The organism is Algoriphagus aquaeductus (genome assembly GCF_003253485.1).
Taxonomy (GTDB): domain Bacteria; phylum Bacteroidota; class Bacteroidia; order Cytophagales; family Cyclobacteriaceae; genus Algoriphagus; species Algoriphagus aquaeductus.
Map to the genome: position 1 here is coordinate 350610 of NZ_QKTX01000002.1, position 18011 is coordinate 368620.

The 18011-nt window shown below is 43.4% G+C and carries 20 protein-coding genes; 6 read left to right on the forward strand and 14 right to left on the reverse strand.

Features of this window, described 5'->3' with window-relative positions; translation table 11 throughout:
• The first annotated feature begins 45 nt into the window (after positions 1 to 45).
• Positions 46 to 507: a DUF1905 domain-containing protein gene (locus tag CLV31_RS03890; protein WP_111391550.1), complete on the forward strand. Its 462-nt coding sequence runs from the start codon at positions 46 to 48 to the stop codon at positions 505 to 507.
• On the opposite strand, the gene CLV31_RS03895 is transcribed toward CLV31_RS03890, so the two are convergent.
• From CLV31_RS03895 to CLV31_RS03940, 10 genes are all read right to left on the reverse strand, one after another.
• Positions 504 to 2906: a TonB-dependent receptor gene (locus tag CLV31_RS03895; protein WP_111391551.1), complete on the reverse strand. Its 2403-nt coding sequence runs from the start codon at positions 2904 to 2906 to the stop codon at positions 504 to 506. The two genes, CLV31_RS03890 and CLV31_RS03895, sit on opposite strands and share 4 nt — an antisense overlap.
• Before the next feature lie 82 nt (positions 2907 to 2988).
• Positions 2989 to 3696 (reverse strand): fatty acid desaturase, encoded by a 708-nt coding sequence (locus CLV31_RS03900; RefSeq protein ID WP_111391552.1) that lies wholly within the window; start codon positions 3694 to 3696, stop codon positions 2989 to 2991.
• A gap of 3 nt (positions 3697 to 3699) precedes the next feature.
• The gene (locus CLV31_RS03905) at positions 3700 to 4545 is read right to left on the reverse strand and encodes a 4-hydroxy-3-methylbut-2-enyl diphosphate reductase (RefSeq protein WP_111391553.1); all 846 of its coding nucleotides are present in this window, start codon (positions 4543 to 4545) and stop codon (positions 3700 to 3702) included.
• A gap of 6 nt (positions 4546 to 4551) precedes the next feature.
• Positions 4552 to 5259, reverse strand: a complete 708-nt coding sequence (locus tag CLV31_RS03910) for a lycopene cyclase domain-containing protein (protein WP_111391554.1) — start codon at positions 5257 to 5259, stop codon at positions 4552 to 4554.
• Positions 5259 to 6101, reverse strand: a complete 843-nt coding sequence (locus CLV31_RS03915; RefSeq protein WP_111391555.1) for a phytoene/squalene synthase family protein — start codon at positions 6099 to 6101, stop codon at positions 5259 to 5261. The genes CLV31_RS03910 and CLV31_RS03915 overlap by 1 nt, the downstream gene beginning before the upstream one ends.
• A 21-nt stretch (positions 6102 to 6122) precedes the next feature.
• Entirely contained in the window at positions 6123 to 7607 is a 1485-nt protein-coding gene (locus CLV31_RS03920) for a phytoene desaturase family protein (RefSeq protein ID WP_111391556.1), read from the reverse strand.
• Positions 7608 to 7611: 4 nt separating this feature from the next.
• Positions 7612 to 8124 carry an RNA polymerase sigma factor gene (locus tag CLV31_RS03925; protein WP_111391557.1) on the reverse strand — a complete coding sequence of 171 codons (513 nt, stop codon included), beginning with the start codon at positions 8122 to 8124 and terminating at the stop codon, positions 7612 to 7614.
• 192 nt (positions 8125 to 8316) lie between these two features.
• Positions 8317 to 9213: a MerR family transcriptional regulator gene (locus tag CLV31_RS03930; RefSeq protein WP_111391558.1), complete on the reverse strand. Its 897-nt coding sequence runs from the start codon at positions 9211 to 9213 to the stop codon at positions 8317 to 8319.
• On the reverse strand, positions 9210 to 9656 hold the full coding sequence (locus CLV31_RS03935) for a sterol desaturase family protein (protein ID WP_111391559.1): 447 nt from the start codon (positions 9654 to 9656) through the stop codon (positions 9210 to 9212). Before CLV31_RS03935 ends, CLV31_RS03930 begins: the two co-directional genes overlap by 4 nt.
• 76 nt (positions 9657 to 9732) lie before the next feature.
• Entirely contained in the window at positions 9733 to 10398 is a 666-nt protein-coding gene (locus tag CLV31_RS03940; RefSeq protein WP_111391560.1) for a carotenoid biosynthesis protein, read from the reverse strand.
• A gap of 96 nt (positions 10399 to 10494) precedes the next feature.
• On the opposite strand from CLV31_RS03940, the gene CLV31_RS03945 reads away from it, so the two are divergent.
• From CLV31_RS03945 to CLV31_RS22020, 5 genes are all read left to right on the forward strand, one after another.
• The gene (locus tag CLV31_RS03945) at positions 10495 to 10797 is read left to right on the forward strand and encodes a DUF4286 family protein (RefSeq protein WP_111391561.1); all 303 of its coding nucleotides are present in this window, start codon (positions 10495 to 10497) and stop codon (positions 10795 to 10797) included.
• Positions 10797 to 11261 carry a TspO/MBR family protein gene (locus CLV31_RS03950; RefSeq protein ID WP_111391562.1) on the forward strand — a complete coding sequence of 155 codons (465 nt, stop codon included), beginning with the start codon at positions 10797 to 10799 and terminating at the stop codon, positions 11259 to 11261. Before CLV31_RS03945 ends, CLV31_RS03950 begins: the two co-directional genes overlap by 1 nt.
• 67 nt (positions 11262 to 11328) lie before the next feature.
• Complete coding sequence (locus CLV31_RS03955; RefSeq protein WP_111391563.1) at positions 11329 to 11637, forward strand: nucleotidyltransferase family protein; 309 nt, start codon at positions 11329 to 11331, stop codon at positions 11635 to 11637.
• Positions 11627 to 11845, forward strand: a complete 219-nt coding sequence (locus tag CLV31_RS22015) for a ribonuclease HepT family protein (RefSeq protein ID WP_245943315.1) — start codon at positions 11627 to 11629, stop codon at positions 11843 to 11845. The genes CLV31_RS03955 and CLV31_RS22015 overlap by 11 nt, the downstream gene beginning before the upstream one ends.
• A 5-nt stretch (positions 11846 to 11850) precedes the next feature.
• Positions 11851 to 11964 carry a HepT-like ribonuclease domain-containing protein gene (locus tag CLV31_RS22020; protein ID WP_245943316.1) on the forward strand — a complete coding sequence of 38 codons (114 nt, stop codon included), beginning with the start codon at positions 11851 to 11853 and terminating at the stop codon, positions 11962 to 11964.
• A gap of 34 nt (positions 11965 to 11998) precedes the next feature.
• Here the strand turns inward: CLV31_RS22020 and CLV31_RS03965 are convergent, their stop codons facing one another.
• The 4 genes from CLV31_RS03965 to CLV31_RS03980 form a co-directional block, all read right to left on the reverse strand.
• Positions 11999 to 15628, reverse strand: coding sequence for an amidohydrolase family protein (locus tag CLV31_RS03965; protein ID WP_111391564.1), 3630 nt, complete (start codon positions 15626 to 15628; stop codon positions 11999 to 12001).
• A 223-nt stretch (positions 15629 to 15851) separates the two neighbouring features.
• Positions 15852 to 16892 carry an adenylate/guanylate cyclase domain-containing protein gene (locus tag CLV31_RS03970; RefSeq protein ID WP_111391565.1) on the reverse strand — a complete coding sequence of 347 codons (1041 nt, stop codon included), beginning with the start codon at positions 16890 to 16892 and terminating at the stop codon, positions 15852 to 15854.
• A gap of 1 nt (position 16893) precedes the next feature.
• The gene (locus tag CLV31_RS03975; protein ID WP_111391566.1) at positions 16894 to 17274 is read right to left on the reverse strand and encodes a response regulator; all 381 of its coding nucleotides are present in this window, start codon (positions 17272 to 17274) and stop codon (positions 16894 to 16896) included.
• Positions 17275 to 17633: 359 nt separating this feature from the next.
• Positions 17634 to 18011 carry a response regulator gene (locus CLV31_RS03980; RefSeq protein WP_111391567.1) on the reverse strand — a complete coding sequence of 126 codons (378 nt, stop codon included), beginning with the start codon at positions 18009 to 18011 and terminating at the stop codon, positions 17634 to 17636.

The window sequence follows — 18011 nt, forward strand, 5'->3', positions numbered from 1 at the left end:
TTGTTTTCAATACCTTTAAGCCGTTCAATTTGAGCGGCTTTTTTTATGCAATTACTCATCGAAGGCGAGTTTTTTATGGAGCGGTTTTCTGGCAAAGGCGGCTGGACCTTTGTCCGTTTGCCCATTTCCCAACTGGGAGCAAAAACTCATTTTGGCATGCTGAAAGTCTCAGGGAGTATTGATTCTTTTGAATTTGAAGGGAAAACACTCATGCCCATGGGTGACGGATTTTTGTTTTTGCCGGTTTCGAAAGAGATCCGGACCCAAATCAAAAAAGAAGAAGGTGAAAAAGTTCTGCTTCGATTGTATCGAAACGGAATACCCGATCAATTGACCGACGAACTCAAAGATTGCCTTTTGGATGATCCCGGGAAGCTTGAGCTTTATCAGGCACTTCCTGCTACCGAACAGGCCCGCTGGTTAGAAATGATTTATTCAGCCGGCGATGAAGAACAAAAAGCCGAACGAATCGTCCGGCTTTTGGAATATTTGGGCAAATTGGTTTAAAATTCTACGATAATTCCCACTGTTGGTAGAAGGGTGCCTGCTGGATTGGATACTTCCCTTAGAAGGTATCGACTTGGGTCATTAGGATTCACAGGAATATTCCCCTGAGCGTCTCTGGAGGCGATCAAAAGAGGTGGTTGTTCGGCTTGGAAATTGTAGGCATTCTGAATGTCAAAATACCAGTTGAGGTTCCACTTTTCGAAGAAATACTTCTTGTCCACTCTGAGGTCCAACTGATGAAATGGTGCCAGTCTCACGCCATTGATTCGATTGAAATCCAAGATTGCTGAATTGCGAAGGTCCCAATTCTGGATCAAACTCGAAGAAGCGAGGTCATTTGGTGTGAAGGGAGTTCCGCCAAGAAATCTCCATCTCGCTCCGAGTTCCCAGTTTTTTCCAAATCGTTTACCTGCGGTCATGCTGACGATGAATCGATTGTCCCACGAGGACGGGATAAAGCCCTCGGTATTGGGATTGGTAAATTCACTACGGACAAAGGTAAGGGATGCAATCCCGTAAAAGTTGTTGAAAAGACGCTGTTGGGCAAGGAATTCCACCCCGTAGGCACGCCCCTCCGAATTGGATGCAACGGGTTCATTGCCGATTACCCCAAAGTCAGCCCCGAGATTGGCTAAAGAAATGCCGTTTCGAAGTGAACTTGGGTAGTTGCTGTATTTTTTATAGAAAACTTCGGCTGTAAATCTCCGCGCTTTCTCCGGCAACAAAAGTTCGATCCCACCGATTAACTGGGCATTGCGGATAAATCGAACATCATTGTCCTGATTGACAAAAGCTCCTTCGTTGTTTTGAAAACCCAAAATAGTGTAGGAAGGCTTTTGATAATAGATCCCTGCATTGGCAGTGACAAATAAATTAGGACGAAGCTGGTAGCTGGCAGAAACTCGAGGACTGATCTGATTGAGTGGATTGGATGCAGTCTGCGCAAAATCGGAACCATCCATTCGGATTCCCCCGGTCAAAAGCAGTCGATCCGCATTGAAATTTTTACTTCCTGAAATGAATGCACCATAGCTGCTGAAATTGGAAATCGAGGAGACATCGATCACTCCTCCTGTCACAGAGAGTGCGGCACGGTCAAAATTGTCAATCAGATAGCGGGAATATTCGTAGTTAAGGCCATATTTCAAGGTATACCCTTTGCCAAAAATGCTGTTTTCGGCTCGGAATTTATTTTCTGATTCCTGAGATTGATAGTTGAAAAGCAGGTTTGCTTCTGAACTTTCATCATTGTTTGCATACTTATAAGATTCATTATTCAGCATATTCCGGCTGAGGACAAAAGTCCAATAGCCGTTTTCCCGGAATCGCTTGAGTTTGGCTCCTGTGGCATAATTCCATTGGGACTGGATAGGGAGTACACCGAGTAAATATTGCCGCTCCTCGATTTCGTCTTGGGTTTGATTTTCAGGAATGTCAAAATTGAGTGCAAACTGATCAATCGCCCCGATTCCTATAAAAGTCAGCTCGGTTTTTTCGTTGATTTTGGTCGTGGTTTTAAATTGAAAATCATTGAAAGTGGGTAAAAAAGGAAGGCCTAAGACCCGAAACAATCCTTGGAGATAGGATCTTCTCGCGGATAATAAATAGGTCGTTTTGGGTGTCAATGGCCCTTCGTTAGATAATGTTAATTCGGAAGCCCCTACGGTCAACTGGGTGAACATTTTGTCTCTGCGTCCTTCTTTGAGTTGGATTTCGAAGAATGAACTCAGGGCATTCATCCGATTGGCAGGAAATCCACCTGCGATCAGATCCACGCTTTTGATCAGGTTCACATTGAGAATTCCTACCGGTCCGCCGGAAGAACCTTGGGTGGCGAAGTGATTGATGACAGGCACCTCGATTTCATCGACGAAAAATCGGTTTTCATTTGGCGCTCCACCTCGGATCAAAATATCATTTCGGAAGCTCGGGGTGCTTGCTACACCTGGCAAAGCCTGTATCACCCGGGAAATGTCACGGTTTCCCCCGGGATAGCGTTCGATTTCGTTGGTATTGAGTTTTCGTACCGAAAGGGGCGTTTCCTCCGACCGGGTGAATTCACTGCTTACGACCACTTCCGACAGTTCGGCGGCATCCTCGGTCAGACTGAAGTCCAACTGAACGGGTCTAGCCAGAGTCACCTGCACTTCATAGGCCGTGGAGTTTTTAAAGCCTACAAAGCTTGCGCGGACGTTATACAATCCGGGAGGGACATTTCGGATTTCATAGTTGCCATTCTCGTCTGAAATCGCGCCTAAATCGGTGTTGAGCACAAGTACATTGGCAAAAGCCACAGGCTGATTGTTGATCGGATTGGTGATTTTTCCCCGAATGATTCCCTGTGCAAAAACATGGGAGATCATCATGAAAGCAAATGAAAAAAACAAAAGAGTTCTCATCAATAGTTGGTTTTTAGCCTAAATCAAATACTTGGGGTATTAGTTTACTTTTTTTACAAAATTTTGACTTTCGTCAAGCAATTCAGGCAGTTTGCCCTTCTTTCACCCTCCAAAGTCTCCACCAGGGTGTCCCTGGAGAATCATGATGCTCGAAGTGATAGCCAAAAAAGTAGCAGCTCAAAAATGCCCAGAGGTGGTTTTTTCCCTGTGAATTAGAATGATGCTTGTTGTCGCTTTCTCCTTTGTGAGGCAGATACGTGCCGAAGTAAAAAAGCTGAAGAGTGGAAAGTATAGCGGGAAGCATCCAGAAAATGATCAAATTTTCAGTAGGCAGAAAAAGCTTTAGCAGATTGAAGGAAAGGGCCATGAGCAGGATTTGCCAAATGGTCACATACTGCCGGATGAAGCTCAAATACCATGGGAAAAACCGCTCTGAAGCATGGTAATCCGGGTCCTGAACTGTGGCCACATACCGATGATGCTCGTGATGTTTGGGAAACAGCTTCCAATAAAAGTTGTAAGAAAACAGCAAAGCTGCTATCCACCCTGTGATATGATTCAATTTCTTATGTGAAGTGACTACTCCGTGCATGGCGTCGTGAGCCGTAATAAATAGCCCTGTGTACAAATGCATTTGAATCAGAATAGCCAAATAGGTTAGGGGGGAGGTCCAAGAAAAATCCCATTTGAGCAAGAACAAAAGTGAACTTACCCAAAGAATGATGATCGTCCATCCTATCAGGAGACCTTTTGGATCTACCGTGGCGGTATGGCTTCTTGAACTATCCATGGTTTAGAAAGTCAGAATGCGCTCTTTGACCTGCTCCATCAGCCACATCGGTGTAGAAGTGGCGCCACAAATACCCACGGTTTCATTAGCTTGAAACCAGCATTCTTCTATCTGATCAGGGTTGGATACAAAAAAAGTATTTGGATTTTTCTCTTTACAAACATTGTAAAGCACTTTTCCATTGGAGGATTTTGTACCCGAAACAAAGACGATCTTATCAAATTTTTCTGCAAAGTCCCGTAGCTCTTTGTCCCTGTTGGACACTTGTCGGCAAATGGTATCATTGGTATTGACGGATATTCCGTTTTGGGTTAGAATATCATTGATCTCGTAGAATTTGTCAGTGCTCTTGGTGGTTTGGCTGTATAGGGTTAAGTTCTTGGGGAGCGTTTCGATGTCGAGTTCAGAGATATCCTGAAAGACCACGGCTTTATTATTGGTCTGCCCCAATAGTCCAATCACTTCTGCATGACCATGCTTTCCATAGATATAGATCTTTTCGTCTTTGTCAAATGAGTTTTTGATGCGGTTTTGCAACTTCAATACCACCGGACAGCTTGCATCGATGAGGGTAAGATTGTTTTTGATCGCTAACTCATAAGTTGAGGGAGGTTCCCCATGTGCCCGAATCAGTACTTTTTCATCCCTCAAAGCATGCAAATCACCATGATCGATGATTTTAAGTCCTTTTCTGGAAAGTCTGTTGACCTCTTCGTCATTATGCACAATATCTCCAAGACAATACAAATACCCTTGTTCATCCAGGATTTCTTCAGCCATTTCGATTGCATAGACCACTCCGAAGCAAAAGCCTGAATGGTCATCGATTTGTACTTGGAGATTTTTCATTGCGTTTTAAACTTCAAGTGAACTGAATTGTTTTTGACTTCTCAAGTGCTCAAAGAAGCTGATATTCATCAAAAATAGCGTCATGGAGTAAATTGTATCCTCAATAGGTACAGTCCAGATCCGGATTCCCAGATTCTCGGCATTGTTGTAGATGACCACAGGCTCTTCGGTAATTCCCCCGGTCAAAATCCCATTGCACAAAAAAAGCGGGATCAAATGAACCAAGTAGGCAAAGATGAATCGCCCCAGATATCGGTCTTTGAAAATCAGGTAATGGGTTAACAAAGCAATCGCCCCAATCAAGAAATTGACTGAAGTATACCATTTGTCCAAATTCAACACTCCTAACAGAAAGAGTAGTGGGACTAGAATAAATACAAAGGGCTTGCTAATCGGCTGAAAATAGTCTTTGGGGAAGAAATAAATCAAAACCTCATAGATGAACACACAGGAAAAGGGAATGATAAAGAAAAATAGGATTTCTTCCAGGGGAAGATTTCCCAAATACAATCCCGTGATATAAGTCGGATTAAATTCCCAGACCCCAATTTTGGTAAACCAGATATCCCAAACAATAAAAAACAATGCAGTCCCCAGCATGCCAGGAAAGAGCTGACCCCACTTGGTGGCATAGCGAATCCGATGCTCAAAAGATTGGGCCAAAGGATAAGATATCGCAAAAAGCAACACACCGAAGTAAAGGTACTTTTCCATCAGAGCATTCCTAATTTGGTTTCGAAATAGGTGCCTACCAAAAGCGAAAGTTTTTGTGAATTGGGAATTCTGACTCTTTTCTGGGTAATTACCTCGGCGGGCAGCCCCTTGATTTTGTCAAAAAGCTTTTGGTAGTAGAGATAGGCTACACGAACTCCAAGTTTAGCTCCTGAAGGGAGTTGTTCGATTCCAACCAAGGAATCGTTGAAGTCTTTCTGTATATCCTCTTCAATCAGTGCTTTGGCGGATTTGTCAAACTGTGTAAAATCCACTCCTGGAAAATATACCCTACCTCTTTCTTCAAAATCACTTTTGATGTCGCGTAAAAAATTCACCTTTTGGAATGCGGCACCCAGCTTGCAGGCAGGTTCCCTGAGCCGCTCATACATCGCCTGATTCCCTTCGCAAAATACTTTCAAACACATTAACCCTACCACCTCCGCAGACCCATAGATGTACTCGTGGTACTTGGAATCATTGTACGTTTTGAAGTCCAGATCCATTTCCATGCTATGCAAAAAGGCCTCAATAAGGTCTTTATCAATCTGATACTTATTAACCATCAACTGGAATGCGTGTAGGACAGGATTTAGAGAAATTCCTGTTTCGATCGCTTCGTAGGTATCCTTTTTGAATCGATGAAGTAAGGCTTGCTTATCCTTATCGTGAAATGTGTCAACGATTTCATCGGCATATCGGACAAATCCATAGATGGCATAAATAGGCAGATGGAATTTTTTGTCCAGGGTTTTGATTCCCAGCGTAAAGCTCGTGCTGTATCGCTGAGTGATCAGCTTGCTGCACTCAAGGGTGGTTTGGTCAAAAAGCGCAATTGCATCCATTGCTTTAATATACCTTTTTGTCTACAAATTGTTTTCTTTCATCACTTCTTTGGCCACCACATGGCCTGAAATCAGCGAAGGGGGAACACCCGGCCCAGGAACGGTAAGCTGACCGGTATAATACAGGTTGCTGACTTTTTTGTTTTTCAGTCCAGGCTTTAAAATTGCGGTTTGGAGGAGCGTATTCGCCAGTCCATAGGCATTTCCTTTGAAGGCATGGTAATCGGATTTGAAATCACTGTGCGCATATGAGCGCTTAAAAATCACGTGAGAACGGATTTCCTGCCCGGAAATTTTCTCCAAACGATCCATAATTAGGTGAAAATATTTTTCTCTCATTTCTTCCGAATCTTTTAAATCGGGAGCCAGAGGAATCAACAAGAACAAATTTTCCATGCCTTCCGGAGCTACTGTGGGATCCGTGATTGAAGGGACCGAAGCATAAAAAAGAGGCTTTTCAGGCCATCTTGGATTTTTATAAATCGCGTCAGCATGAGGACCTAGAGGTTCATCAAAAAACAGGTTGTGATGCCTCAGATTTTTAAGCCGCTTATTGATTCCTAAATAAAACAATAAGCTGGAAGGTGCCATTACCCGTTTGTCCCAATACGCTTCGGTATAGTTGCTGTATTTGGGGTTGAGGAGATGCTTGTCCACGTGGTGATAGTCTGCCCCGGCTACCACTATATCTGCATCGATTTTTTCACCGGATTTCAAACGGATGTTCCTAGCCTGGCCCTGGACAATTTCGATCTCTTCCACTTCAGCCGAATAGCGAATTTTTACCCCCTTTTCTTCCGCAAGGCTGACCATCCCTTTGATGATTTCATGCATCCCTTTTTTGGGATACCATGTCCCCAATGCGATATCCGCATAATTCATGAGACTATACAAGGCCGGGATATTTTCAGCAGTCTCCCCCAGAAAAAGTACCGGAAACTCCATCAGTCGAATGATTTTATCATGACTGAAAAACTTCCTGACATGCTTGGACATGGACTGGAAAATATCCATCCGCACCATATCCACTACTAATTTTGGCGAGGCAAATTCCAATAGAGATCGACTCGGTTTATTGACCAAATCGTGGATACCCACTTCATATTTATACTTTGCTTGGGTTAAAAACTTATCCAAATTAGCTCCTGCCCCGGGCTCAATCCGGTCAAGCATGGCTTTGAATTGATCCAAATCTGCCGGAATATCCAGCGTATCGTTTGCTCCATAAATCACCGCATAGGATGGATCAAGCCGGATCAAATCGTAGTAATCAGCCGGTTTTTTACCAAAATGTGCAAAATAATCTTCAAAGACATCGGGCATCCAATACCAACTGGGCCCCATATCAAAAACAAACCCCTGATGTTCGAACTTTCTAGCTCTACCACCGGGGGTATCGTTTTTCTCAAGAAGGGTGACTGAACAATTGGGATTGATTGCCAGGTGTGTGGCTGCCGAAAGTCCGGCAAAACCAGACCCGATCACCACCACGTGCTTTTTTGACATAGAATTAATTTTTGTGCTTATAGACCATCAAGTCCTCTTTGAGAAGCTTACGGGCAATATGGATTCTATTTTTTACAGTTCCTATCGGGATTTGGAGCTTATCTGCAATTTCATGGTATTTAAATCCTCTGAAATGCATCATAAACGGAGTTTTATATACATCATCCAACTTATCAATGGCAACTTGGATATCGTCCATGGTAAAGCTTCCAAAAACCCCGTTTTCTATCAGGGCATCACTGGAATTGATGTAGTGAAGATTGTCTGTTGTGTCAACAAAAGTACCCCTTCTCACCATTCGTTGATAGTTGGTGATAAAGGTGTTTTTCATAATAGTATACAACCATGCCTTCAGGTTGGTGCCCTCTGTAAATTTATCTCTGTTGGTAAATGCTTTTACCATAGTATCCTGAAGCAGATCATTGGCATCGTCAACATCACGGGTAAGTTTCATTGCAAAAGGCTTCAATGAACTCGAAAGCTTTTGGAGAGAGTAGCTAAATTCTAGAGTTGTCATGGCTGCGTTGTTTTGTTTAATCAAATCTAGACATCTTTAAACAAAATGCAAACATTTTGTAGAATTAATTTTAAAAAAGATTAAACAAAAAATGATAAATGGTCAATTTTTTAGATAATTAGCCATTTAAGCATTAAAAAAGGCGCTTTTTTGAAAAGCGCCTCTGTTTAAATTAATCTGATTTTTGTTTAACTATTTCTCTTGAGGTACCTGCTCAATTTCTTCCAGGAGCTCCTTGATGTCCCGGATATAATTCATTTGCCGAACATTCTTAGGGAAGACCAAATCCTGCCCAATCACCTGATAGCCTGTGACTAAAATCTCGGAAGAAGAAAATCGCTCTGAGAGTGCATTTACATATTCCTGCACATATTCCGAAGAAGGGGAGGTCGTGATTACAGTCAGGAGAAAATCAGGTTGATGGAGTTTGTAAACGGAGAGCAAATCATCGTTTGGAGTACTTTGCCCCAAGTAAATTACTTTATGTCCTTTGGACTTGATCAGATAGCTGGCAAACAAAAGGGAAATTTCGTGGAGTTCTCCTTCAGGAAGGAACAGTAGAAATTTTTTTCCTCCCCCTTGCGTGATTTGTCCGTCAATGGCCACGATGAGCTTTTGGCGGACCAGGTTGGATATAAAATGCTCCTGTGCCGGATTGATTGCACCGGTCTGCCAAAGCACCCCGATTTTGGACATGAAGGGATAGATAATATTGAGCATGGTTTGTTCAAAACCCAACTTGAGAATATTGGTGCTCAATATTTTATCGAAACGATCCTCATCCATTTCAATCATGCAGATGGTGAGTGCATGGATTTGGTCGTCATGGGTTAGGGAACGCTCAGTGAGCTTCATCACTTCCTCCCGGATTTCATTGGATTCCATGGATGCGATTTTGCTGATTTTGAACCCGTTGTCATTCAGCAAGGCAACATTAAGAATCAGCTTGAGATCATCATCGTCGTAAAAACGGATGTTGGTATCTGTCCGCTTGGGGCTAAGAAGGCTGTAGCGCTGCTCCCAAATGCGGAGTGTATGGGCTTTAATCCCAGACAACTGTTCCAAGTCTTTGATCGAATAAGTGCTCACTTTTCTTCGTTTTTAAAGAATTCTTTGGGTACTACAAATAAGCCAAAGGATACAGCATCATCCTTTAAATTGGTTTTGTGATGGGCTTGATGAGCTTTGAATATCCCTTTAAGAAAGGTGTTTTTGGGACGGTCAAACCATTTAAGTCGCCGATGCACCATCACATCATGGAGGATAAAGTAAAGCAGCCCATAAAGACTAATCCCTACTCCCATCCAAAATCTATAATCAAGGGTGTCTATTCCCAACAGGATCAAAATCACTGCCACACTTCCAAAGATCAAGGAAAACACGTCATTCCACTCAAAAAACGACTTTGAAGGCTGATGATGTGTTTTATGGATTATCCAAAGAGGACCATGCATCAGGTACTTATGGATAAACCAGCCTGAAAATTCCATGCATGCAAAGCCCAATGCTATAAATCCTATTGCCTTAATCATTAACACAGTAACTCAATTGAAGGGGTTTTGTTAGAAATTGAATTTCAATTGCGGTTAGAATACTTTTTTTCGATGCTTAGACTTTCAAAGTAAAGTTTAAAACGGTAAAAAACAGAATCCAAATCACCAACAGAAAGGCTGCGATGGGATTAGATTTTTCAAAATTGGCTTTTCTCCAAATGAGGTGAACCAAAAAAGAAACTCCAAACCAGCCCAGGTAATTGCTAACCGGAATAGTATCCCACTTCCAAGCCCAAAAATCCAATGAAACCGCCACAGGCTCAATGATGTAATCGATGGCTGTCATCGCGGTAGCACCCAAAAGAGCAGCATACCAGTCGTTGGGTATTTTATGAAAAACCGAACCGGTCAGATAGCTCAAGATAAACCAATTGACTCCAATCACCAATGGCACGTCCCAAAGCTTGGGCCCCAAAGTAGGACCATAGACGTAATCTCCGTAAAGATATCCGGTGTGTATGCCGATAATCTCAGATAAAAACCCGATCCAAAATGCAGCAGCAGCAAAAATCGGAAAGGCATCGTTCCAGCCCCGATGATAGAACAGCATCACCACCATGGTAGCAAGTAAATGGGCGGGAGTTAGCAGCAAGAAAAGGTTTTGATACTCAGGCAGACTTAATCCTATCACGCCGACTACATGGAGTACGACAATGATAATTTTTCCGATCAGCTCTCTGGAAACTTTACGCTCTCCTCGGGATGGGACGTATTTGTGCATAATGAGTGGGCAAACAAGGGATTCTGTATGGGATTCCTAACTTTGTCAGAAAATATTTGTTAGCAAAAAAAGTAAATAAAAGCCAAATCACTGATTATGATCCTCTACAATATCACAATAAACGTCACACCTGACATAGAACAAGATTTCATTACCTGGATGAAAAGCGTACATATCCCGGAAGTGCTGGAAACGGGAATATTTCAGGATCATAAATTTTACCGCTTGCTTCATGAATCAGAAGATGGTTCGGTTAATTACTGCATTCAATACTTCACCGAAAGCATTGAGCAGATGATGGAGTATGAAAAAAAACATGCCGGAATGTTGAGAGCTAAAACCCAGGAACGGTACCGGGATAAGGCCGTCGCTTTCAGAACACTTTTGGAGACCATCTAATGTCCAAAACACTCAAACTTATCCTGAGTCTTGCACTTCCTCAAGCAGTAGGAGGTCTTGGGGCACTATTCACCTTTTCCTCAGTGAGAGATTGGTACTTGACGATCAACAGACCCGTTTGGAATCCTCCCAATTGGATTTTTGGCCCGATGTGGACTACGTTATATGTGTTAATGGGTATCGCTTGTTTCCTGATCTGGAAAAGTGAGCATCCACAGAAAAAGCAGCTTTTGACACCTTATTTTGTCCAACTGGCCCTAAATGCCCTGTGGTCTCCTGCTTTTTTTGGTGCCCAAAGTCCCTTGTTGGGTTTGGTGGTAATTATCCCGCTTTGGGCGATGATATTAATCTGTATCATTCAGTTCAAAAAAGTCAGTACTTGGGCTTCAGGATTGATGGTTCCTTACCTGCTTTGGGTGTCTTTTGCGACAGCCTTAAATGCTGCGATTTGGTGGTTGAATTGAAAACAGATTTAATTCTTCCCTACCAAAAGGTGTCCAGAAAGTAAATCAAAAATTGTACTTTTAGCTTATGATCAGCTTGTTTGAGGATAAAATGGAAAAGTTAAAGGCAATTTGTGAAAAGCATTTTGTTGAAAAACTCTTTGTTTTTGGATCAGCTCTGAGGGCGGATTTTACGGAAAATAGTGATTTGGACTTTGCTGTTTTGCTCTCAGAAGAACTTGACCCTCTTACACACGGAGAGTCATTTTTGAATTTGTTGAATGATTTGGAAAAGCTCTTTCAGAAAAAAATAGATTTGGTTTCCTATAGGGTAATCAAAAATCCGATTTTTAAAAAAGAATTGGGCCAAACCAAAGTTGAGCTTTATGCCGCCTAGGGAGCTACTCAAGTTGATTTTGGATATTGAATCAATAATCTCAGAGATAGAGGAGGTGATTGAAATCAGCTCAAAGGATTACAGCAAATTCTGTAATAATTTTTTAGCAGTCAGGACTGTAGAAAGGAATTTGGAAATAATAGGCGAAGCTGTGAGGAAGATGCTTCATTTTGATCCCACATTCAAATATCATCTACCAGGGATATAATCGGATTGAGAAATATTCTTGCGCATGCCTACGATGCAATAGAGCCTACTACCCTCTGGAAAATCAATATAAAAGATCTTCCCATTCTCAAAGATGAGATTGGAAAAATAAAAGGATAAAAAAAACCAGGCTTTGTGGGCCTGGCTTTTAAAGTTATTCCTTCACCGAAGTGGTCACTTTTGGAGCTTCTTTCGTCCACTGACTTACGTCAAGTTTGCGGGGAGTTGGCAGGATTTCATCCAGTGTATTTCCATCGTAAACCCGGCCATCCTTCACGACATGGGTGATGGTATTGGTGTTTCGGATGTTTTCCAAAGGATTTTTATCCATGATCACTAAGTCGGCCAGTTTTCCGGCTTCGATACTTCCGAGTTCCTTATCCAGGCCAAGTGATTCGGCTCCCAAAATGGTAGCTACTCGAAGCGCATCCATTGTACTCATGTCGCCACTGGCTACAGACCAAAGTTCCCAATGGTAGCCCAATCCCTGAAGCTGTCCATGTGAACCTACTCCAGCCAATCCACCTTGCTTGACAATCGAGTTCACTCCTTGAGCATGCTTTTGGAATACATGATCTTCAGGTGCAAACCATCCTCCCAATCCACCTACTCTTCTTCTGGCTTTTTCATTGAGCTCATTATATGGCGTAAAGCGGTTAAGCTTCGGATCGTGTAGTGGGCTTTCGGTGGTGTAGTAGTAGTTTTCTGCCCACGGACCTCCATACGATACCAACAAAGTTGGAGTGTATGCCATTTTGCTATCAGCAATGGTTTTGGTCACATCACTGTACAACGGGAATACCGGAATGGAGTGCTCGTGTCCAGGATAGCCGTCAAACAGTTGGGTCATGTTGAGCTTGTAATCCAATCCACCTTCCGTAGTAGGCATCAATTGCTGCTCTTTGGCAGCCATGATCACCCACTGACGGTGCTGTCGATTTCCGACCAGGTACATCTTGATGTATTGGGTATTGAAGTACTTGCTGTACTGCTTAAGGATGTTTTTGGTTTGATCCAAGGATTTCAGATTATACATCCAATAGCCCACACCCGGTCCGGTAGAATACACCCGTGGTCCGGGAACCATCCCTGCCTCTACCATGTCACCATAAGTCAACACGTCAGTAGTGGCAGTCTGTGGATCCCGAGTGGTCGTGACCCCATAGGCCAAATTAGCTGCATAGATCCAAACGGAGTTTTTGTGCAAGCCCCAAGTTGGCCACATGTGGGCATGGGTGTCGATGAAGCCAGGAGTAATGGTTTTGCCCGAGACATCGACGACTTTCGCAGATCCAGCGTCAAAAGTTCCTGTTTTACCGACGGCCTTGATTCGGTTATTCTCAATCAGGATGTCTCCGTTTTCAATGACTTCAGAACCATTCATGGTCACGATACGGGCATTTTTCAAGAGGATGCTTCCTTTAGGTGTGTCCTTCGCAAAATAGACTTTCACCTGATGCTCAGCCGGCTTGTAGGTTTCTTTTTCCTTCTGTTTTGCTTTGTGGAGACTATCTGCTTTTGCTAAAGTTTTGTCTGCTTTGAACAGTGAGTCGATTCGTTTTTTATCTGCTTTTGCCAAGGAATCAGCCAATTTAACAGCAGCTTCTCCTTTTGCTTTTAGCGTCGTAACACTGTCTGCATCTGCCAAAGTTTTGGCTTTTTTAGCCGATTTCACGGAATCTTCCACAAACTCTGCCCGCTCGATGTCATAGATCCAATGTCCGTTTCCAAGTGACCAATGGACTTTCTTTCCATTGGCTTCCCAAGCCGGCCATTCCCCACCAATCTCCGTCAGTTGTCGGGATGGGAAATTGCTTGCACTGGGTTCTGAGACATTGATAGTAGGAACTTTTCCAGCTGTAGGAATCGTGACTACATAGACGTTATTGTTGACTTGGGCCAAAGCTTTGTTTCCAACTGGAGCCATTAAGATCGTACTGGCGCTTGCAGGCATCATCTGTGGCTCTCTGGCGCTGGCACTTGCAGGAAGCATGCAATAGTTGACTGCATCGGCATTAGAATAAGGTCTTCCCATGATGTATTTCACATCTGCAGGGCCATGGTCATGTCCGGAATGATCTTCTCCATCACTTGCCACTGACCCAAATGGAGTAATGCCAGTGATTTTTGCCAATTGTTTTTCATCCGTTCCATCCCATTTTACACTCAAAAGTGTGCCGCCGGGACCATTGAGAAATATTCTGCTCGTGTCTTGGGTAAAGTGTGCATTGCCATAGTTTCCGGCATCCATGATTTTTCTCGAAGGTCCTCCTGAGGCTGGAATCCAGATCATCTCTGCCTCCGAGCCGTTTACAAACGGTCCCTCAGCCTCTACTTGGACTCGATTAGGAGCTTTGAATACGACGATCCGATTTTTTGGTCCCCAGGAAGGACTGGAGTACAAGGCATTTTCGGATGAAATTTTGGTAATGGAGCCGTTTCCAGCCAAAGAAGCTTTGTATAAACTACCTCCATTTTTTTCTTCCCAGGTGACAAATGCCAGCTGTGTCCCATCCGGGCTCCAGGTTGGCATAGCCTCAGTATATTCATTTTTGGTAACCCGCTTAGGAGCACCGTTTGGATAGTCCATCACATACAGGCGGTTCAAAGCAGTAAAGGCCAGCTTCTTTCCATCAGGAGAAGGAACGGCATCCCGGATTTGAGTGGCGAGTTTATGGGTGGTGTCTTTGATGGCATAGTTGAAATACAAGCGAGGTCCCATGGCCAGCTTAACATCGGCTTCGAAGGGGATTTCGGTTGCTGCACTTCCGTCCACGGGGAGTTTCCAGAGTTTACCGCCATAGGATGCGATCACAAACTTGCTATCAGGCGTGAATGCCATGGCAGGAAGTACGCCTTGTGGAGCGATGGATTCCTGCTCATCACGCTGCACGGGATAGGCAAGCCATTTTTCATCTCCGGTTTGCATGTTGCGGATGACCAAGCCGGTCTTTTCCTGCCATCGAGAGCCATACACCATCCAATTTCCGTCTTTGCTCAGGGTAGGGGTGAAAGCCGAACCGTATCGGGAAGTGATGCTGGTGATTTTTCCCTTATCAAAATCGTAGGTTCCGATTTGGTACTGAGGCAAGGTGGCGTTGTAATTCCACGACCCACTTCTCCAGGAGAAATAAACCTTTTTGCCATCGGGACTGACAAATGGATCGATGGTCTTCATGGTAGCCGGATTCTCATTGAGCTGAATTCCTCCTCCACCATCGACGTGATACATCCAAAGTTTGGAAATTCTTCGACCTTTGGAAACGACGATATAGTCTCCATCCGGTGTCCAATGAGCTCCGGGAACGTCACCGTTTTTGTCTTTGGTCACCTGTACCGTATCCTTTTTCTCCATATCGATGTACCAGAGGTTGTCATTTCCGGCACGGTCTGAGGTAAAGAGGATTTTTTTCCCATCTGGAGAAAATCGGGGATGGGTCTCATAGGCAATTCCTGTGGTGATCGGTGTGGCTTTTCCTCCTTCGATTGGGATGGTATAGATATCCCCCATTAGGTCAAAGGCGATGGTTTTGCCATCCGGACTTACGTCCACACTCATCCAGGTTCCTTCTTTCGTGGTGAATTTGACCTCTCGTTCAGGTTTTAGGGGTAGGTCTTTGAATTTGGGATAGTCCAGTGAGTCTTTTTTGGCACTATCCAAGGCATAAGTTTTTGGCTCTGGGGCATTGAGGAAAAGATAATCGGTGGTCTTCGGCATGATTGCCGCAGCACTGACTGTCACTCCCAAGGCCAACAAAAGCGCCGGTTGGGTTAGTTTTTTCATTCTGATTTGGGTTTGGGCGATGAATCTACCATGAAGAATTCTTTTTTAAAAAGAATTTCCCAAGGCGGTGAAAAATAGATCGTTAACGGACAATTTCAACCAATGGCACAGAAATCACCCAATCGTATAAAGACAGACTCAGCCTTGGTTCGAAAAGGCAATTCTCTGCAATATCGGAATCAGGAAGGTTTTTGTGGGAAATTAGTTCCAATAAAAGCGTTGGTCAGGCGATGATCTCAAATACCCGGACAGGATGGGCTTTGTTTTTCAGGCTCAGCTCTCCCACAGCATTCATGTTAAACTGTCCGGAGAATTTTTCTGCGCAGCGATCCAAAATCAGAATTTGACTGGGGCTTGCTGCATTTTGAAGCCTTGAGGCAACATTGACTGCGTCTCCGATTACTGTATAATCCAGTCGTTTAAGTGATTTGGATCCAATATTCCCGGAGACCATTTCTCCCGAATTGATACCGATGGAAACCTGGGGTTTGAAATGAGTTTGTTCAGAATACTCTGGAATTGCATTCATTTTTTCCCGAATAGCCAGACAAGCCCGGATTGCCCTTTCGGTATGACCAGGTCCTTGGAATACTGCCATGACAGCATCTCCGATAAACTTGTCCACGCTTCCCTTTTCCTCAATGATCTCCTTGACCATCAGATCAAAGTATTCATTGAGCAGACCGACCACAGTGTTTGGATCCTCTGTTTCGGAGATTTTGGTAAAGCCAACCAAATCGATGAACGCGACAGTGGCTTCGATGGTGACATTTTCCATCAAAGCCGCCTCGATTTCCTTTCCTCCCATGAAGTTGAGCACCGTCTCGTCCACATACATTTTCAGGATGTTGTTTTCGCGCATGGCCTGTAGAGTGCCTTTTACCTGATTGATATATCCCAAGGTCTTTTCCATGGTGATCTCCAAATCCTGAAAGTCTACCGGTTTGGTCACAAAATCAAAAGCACCGAGATTCATCGCCTTTCGGATATTTTCCATATCCCCATATGCGGAGATAATGATGGTTTTGGTCAGGGGGTTTTTTTCTTTGGTATTGGAAAGCAGGGTGAGTCCGTCCATCACCGGCATATTGATGTCGCTCAGGATGATGTCTACATCCGGGTTGTCTCTAAGCGTATCCAAGGCCAATTGACCGTTCAAGGCAAATAACATTTCGTATTCTCCGGATCTGATTTTCTGCCGGTATTTTTGCCTGAACAGCATTTCCAAATCTTCCTCGTCGTCGACGACCAGTATTTTTGCCATGTTATTTATTGGTGAGCAATTCTGCGATTTCGTTTTTTAAGGAATCAAAATCCACAGGTTTGGTAAAAAATCCTTTGGCGCCTGATTTGATGGCTTTGTTGTAATTTTCGCGGTCTCCGTAGGCCGAAATCATACTTACCTGGATTTGAGGAAATTTGGATTTGATATTTTCCAAAAGCTCCAGGCCGCTCATTCCCGGCATGTTGATATCGGAAAAAACATAGACCACATCCATAGAGTCAGATTGGCTGAGAAGATCCAGCGCTTGCTGACCGGAAAAAGCGAATTCCACCTCCAAAAGTTTGCTCTTTATCTCTCTTCTAAATTTTTGAAGAAACATGATTTCTACATCCTGCTCATCATCTACAATCAAAATTTTCATTGGCTAAAAAGTTTATGTTTCCTACCAGATTTCAATCGATTTTTACAAATAAATCATGCACAGCCTCAATCACTTCTCAAATAAAGGGAAGATCAGCTATTTGAATTCCCAGAATTGCATTTATTCCGTGATTTGTTGGTTTTGGGTCGATAAACAGATATGGATTTGAAATTCAACTTCATGTAGGTTCAAACCCGGGCTATTTCCGAATCTCTAATTTAACTTTATATTCCATTCCTACAGCATTTTATTTGCATCGCAAATACCAAATTTCGGTTTTTGCCTTTTTGCTTAATAAGAGTTGGACCTTCGGCGGATCAAGCTTATTCGCTTTGGCCTGCTCCGGAAAAAGAATCTGATCAGGTATTTTTCAGCGCCTCAATTTCCTTTTTAATGGATTCAAAATCTACCGGTTTGGTGAAAAATCCCTTGGCTCCAGAATTAATCGCTTTGTTGTAGTTTTCGCTATCTCCATAGGCAGAGACCATACTGACGTGGATATGGGGAAATTTTTCCTTGATGATAGCCAACATTTCCAGCCCGCTCATACCCGGCATATTGATGTCTGAAAAGACATACACCACTTGAGGAGGATTTTCACTGCCCAGAATATCCAAGGCTTCTTGACCTGAAAAAGCAAAAACCAATTCTAGTTGTCCGCTCCTGATTTCCTTTCTGAGTTTTTGGCGGAAAAGCTCTTCCACGTCCCGCTCATCGTCTACAATTAAGATTTTCAT

Coding starts and splice junctions, on each gene's coding strand:
- CLV31_RS03890 (WP_111391550.1), top strand. CDS start 46: ATGCAATTACTCATCGAAGGCGAGTTTTTTATGGAGCGGTTTTCTGGC.
- CLV31_RS03895 (WP_111391551.1), bottom strand. CDS start 2,906: ATGAGAACTCTTTTGTTTTTTTCATTTGCTTTCATGATGATCTCCCAT.
- CLV31_RS03900 (WP_111391552.1), bottom strand. CDS start 3,696: ATGGATAGTTCAAGAAGCCATACCGCCACGGTAGATCCAAAAGGTCTC.
- CLV31_RS03905 (WP_111391553.1), bottom strand. CDS start 4,545: ATGAAAAATCTCCAAGTACAAATCGATGACCATTCAGGCTTTTGCTTC.
- CLV31_RS03910 (WP_111391554.1), bottom strand. CDS start 5,259: ATGGAAAAGTACCTTTACTTCGGTGTGTTGCTTTTTGCGATATCTTAT.
- CLV31_RS03915 (WP_111391555.1), bottom strand. CDS start 6,101: ATGGATGCAATTGCGCTTTTTGACCAAACCACCCTTGAGTGCAGCAAG.
- CLV31_RS03920 (WP_111391556.1), bottom strand. CDS start 7,607: ATGTCAAAAAAGCACGTGGTGGTGATCGGGTCTGGTTTTGCCGGACTT.
- CLV31_RS03925 (WP_111391557.1), bottom strand. CDS start 8,124: ATGACAACTCTAGAATTTAGCTACTCTCTCCAAAAGCTTTCGAGTTCA.
- CLV31_RS03935 (WP_111391559.1), bottom strand. CDS start 9,656: ATGATTAAGGCAATAGGATTTATAGCATTGGGCTTTGCATGCATGGAA.
- CLV31_RS03940 (WP_111391560.1), bottom strand. CDS start 10,398: ATGCACAAATACGTCCCATCCCGAGGAGAGCGTAAAGTTTCCAGAGAG.
- CLV31_RS03945 (WP_111391561.1), top strand. CDS start 10,495: ATGATCCTCTACAATATCACAATAAACGTCACACCTGACATAGAACAA.
- CLV31_RS03950 (WP_111391562.1), top strand. CDS start 10,797: ATGTCCAAAACACTCAAACTTATCCTGAGTCTTGCACTTCCTCAAGCA.
- CLV31_RS03955 (WP_111391563.1), top strand. CDS start 11,329: ATGATCAGCTTGTTTGAGGATAAAATGGAAAAGTTAAAGGCAATTTGT.
- CLV31_RS22015 (WP_245943315.1), top strand. CDS start 11,627: ATGCCGCCTAGGGAGCTACTCAAGTTGATTTTGGATATTGAATCAATA.
- CLV31_RS03965 (WP_111391564.1), bottom strand. CDS start 15,628: ATGAAAAAACTAACCCAACCGGCGCTTTTGTTGGCCTTGGGAGTGACA.
- CLV31_RS03970 (WP_111391565.1), bottom strand. CDS start 16,892: ATGGCAAAAATACTGGTCGTCGACGACGAGGAAGATTTGGAAATGCTG.
- CLV31_RS03975 (WP_111391566.1), bottom strand. CDS start 17,274: ATGAAAATTTTGATTGTAGATGATGAGCAGGATGTAGAAATCATGTTT.
- CLV31_RS03980 (WP_111391567.1), bottom strand. CDS start 18,011: ATGAAAATCTTAATTGTAGACGATGAGCGGGACGTGGAAGAGCTTTTC.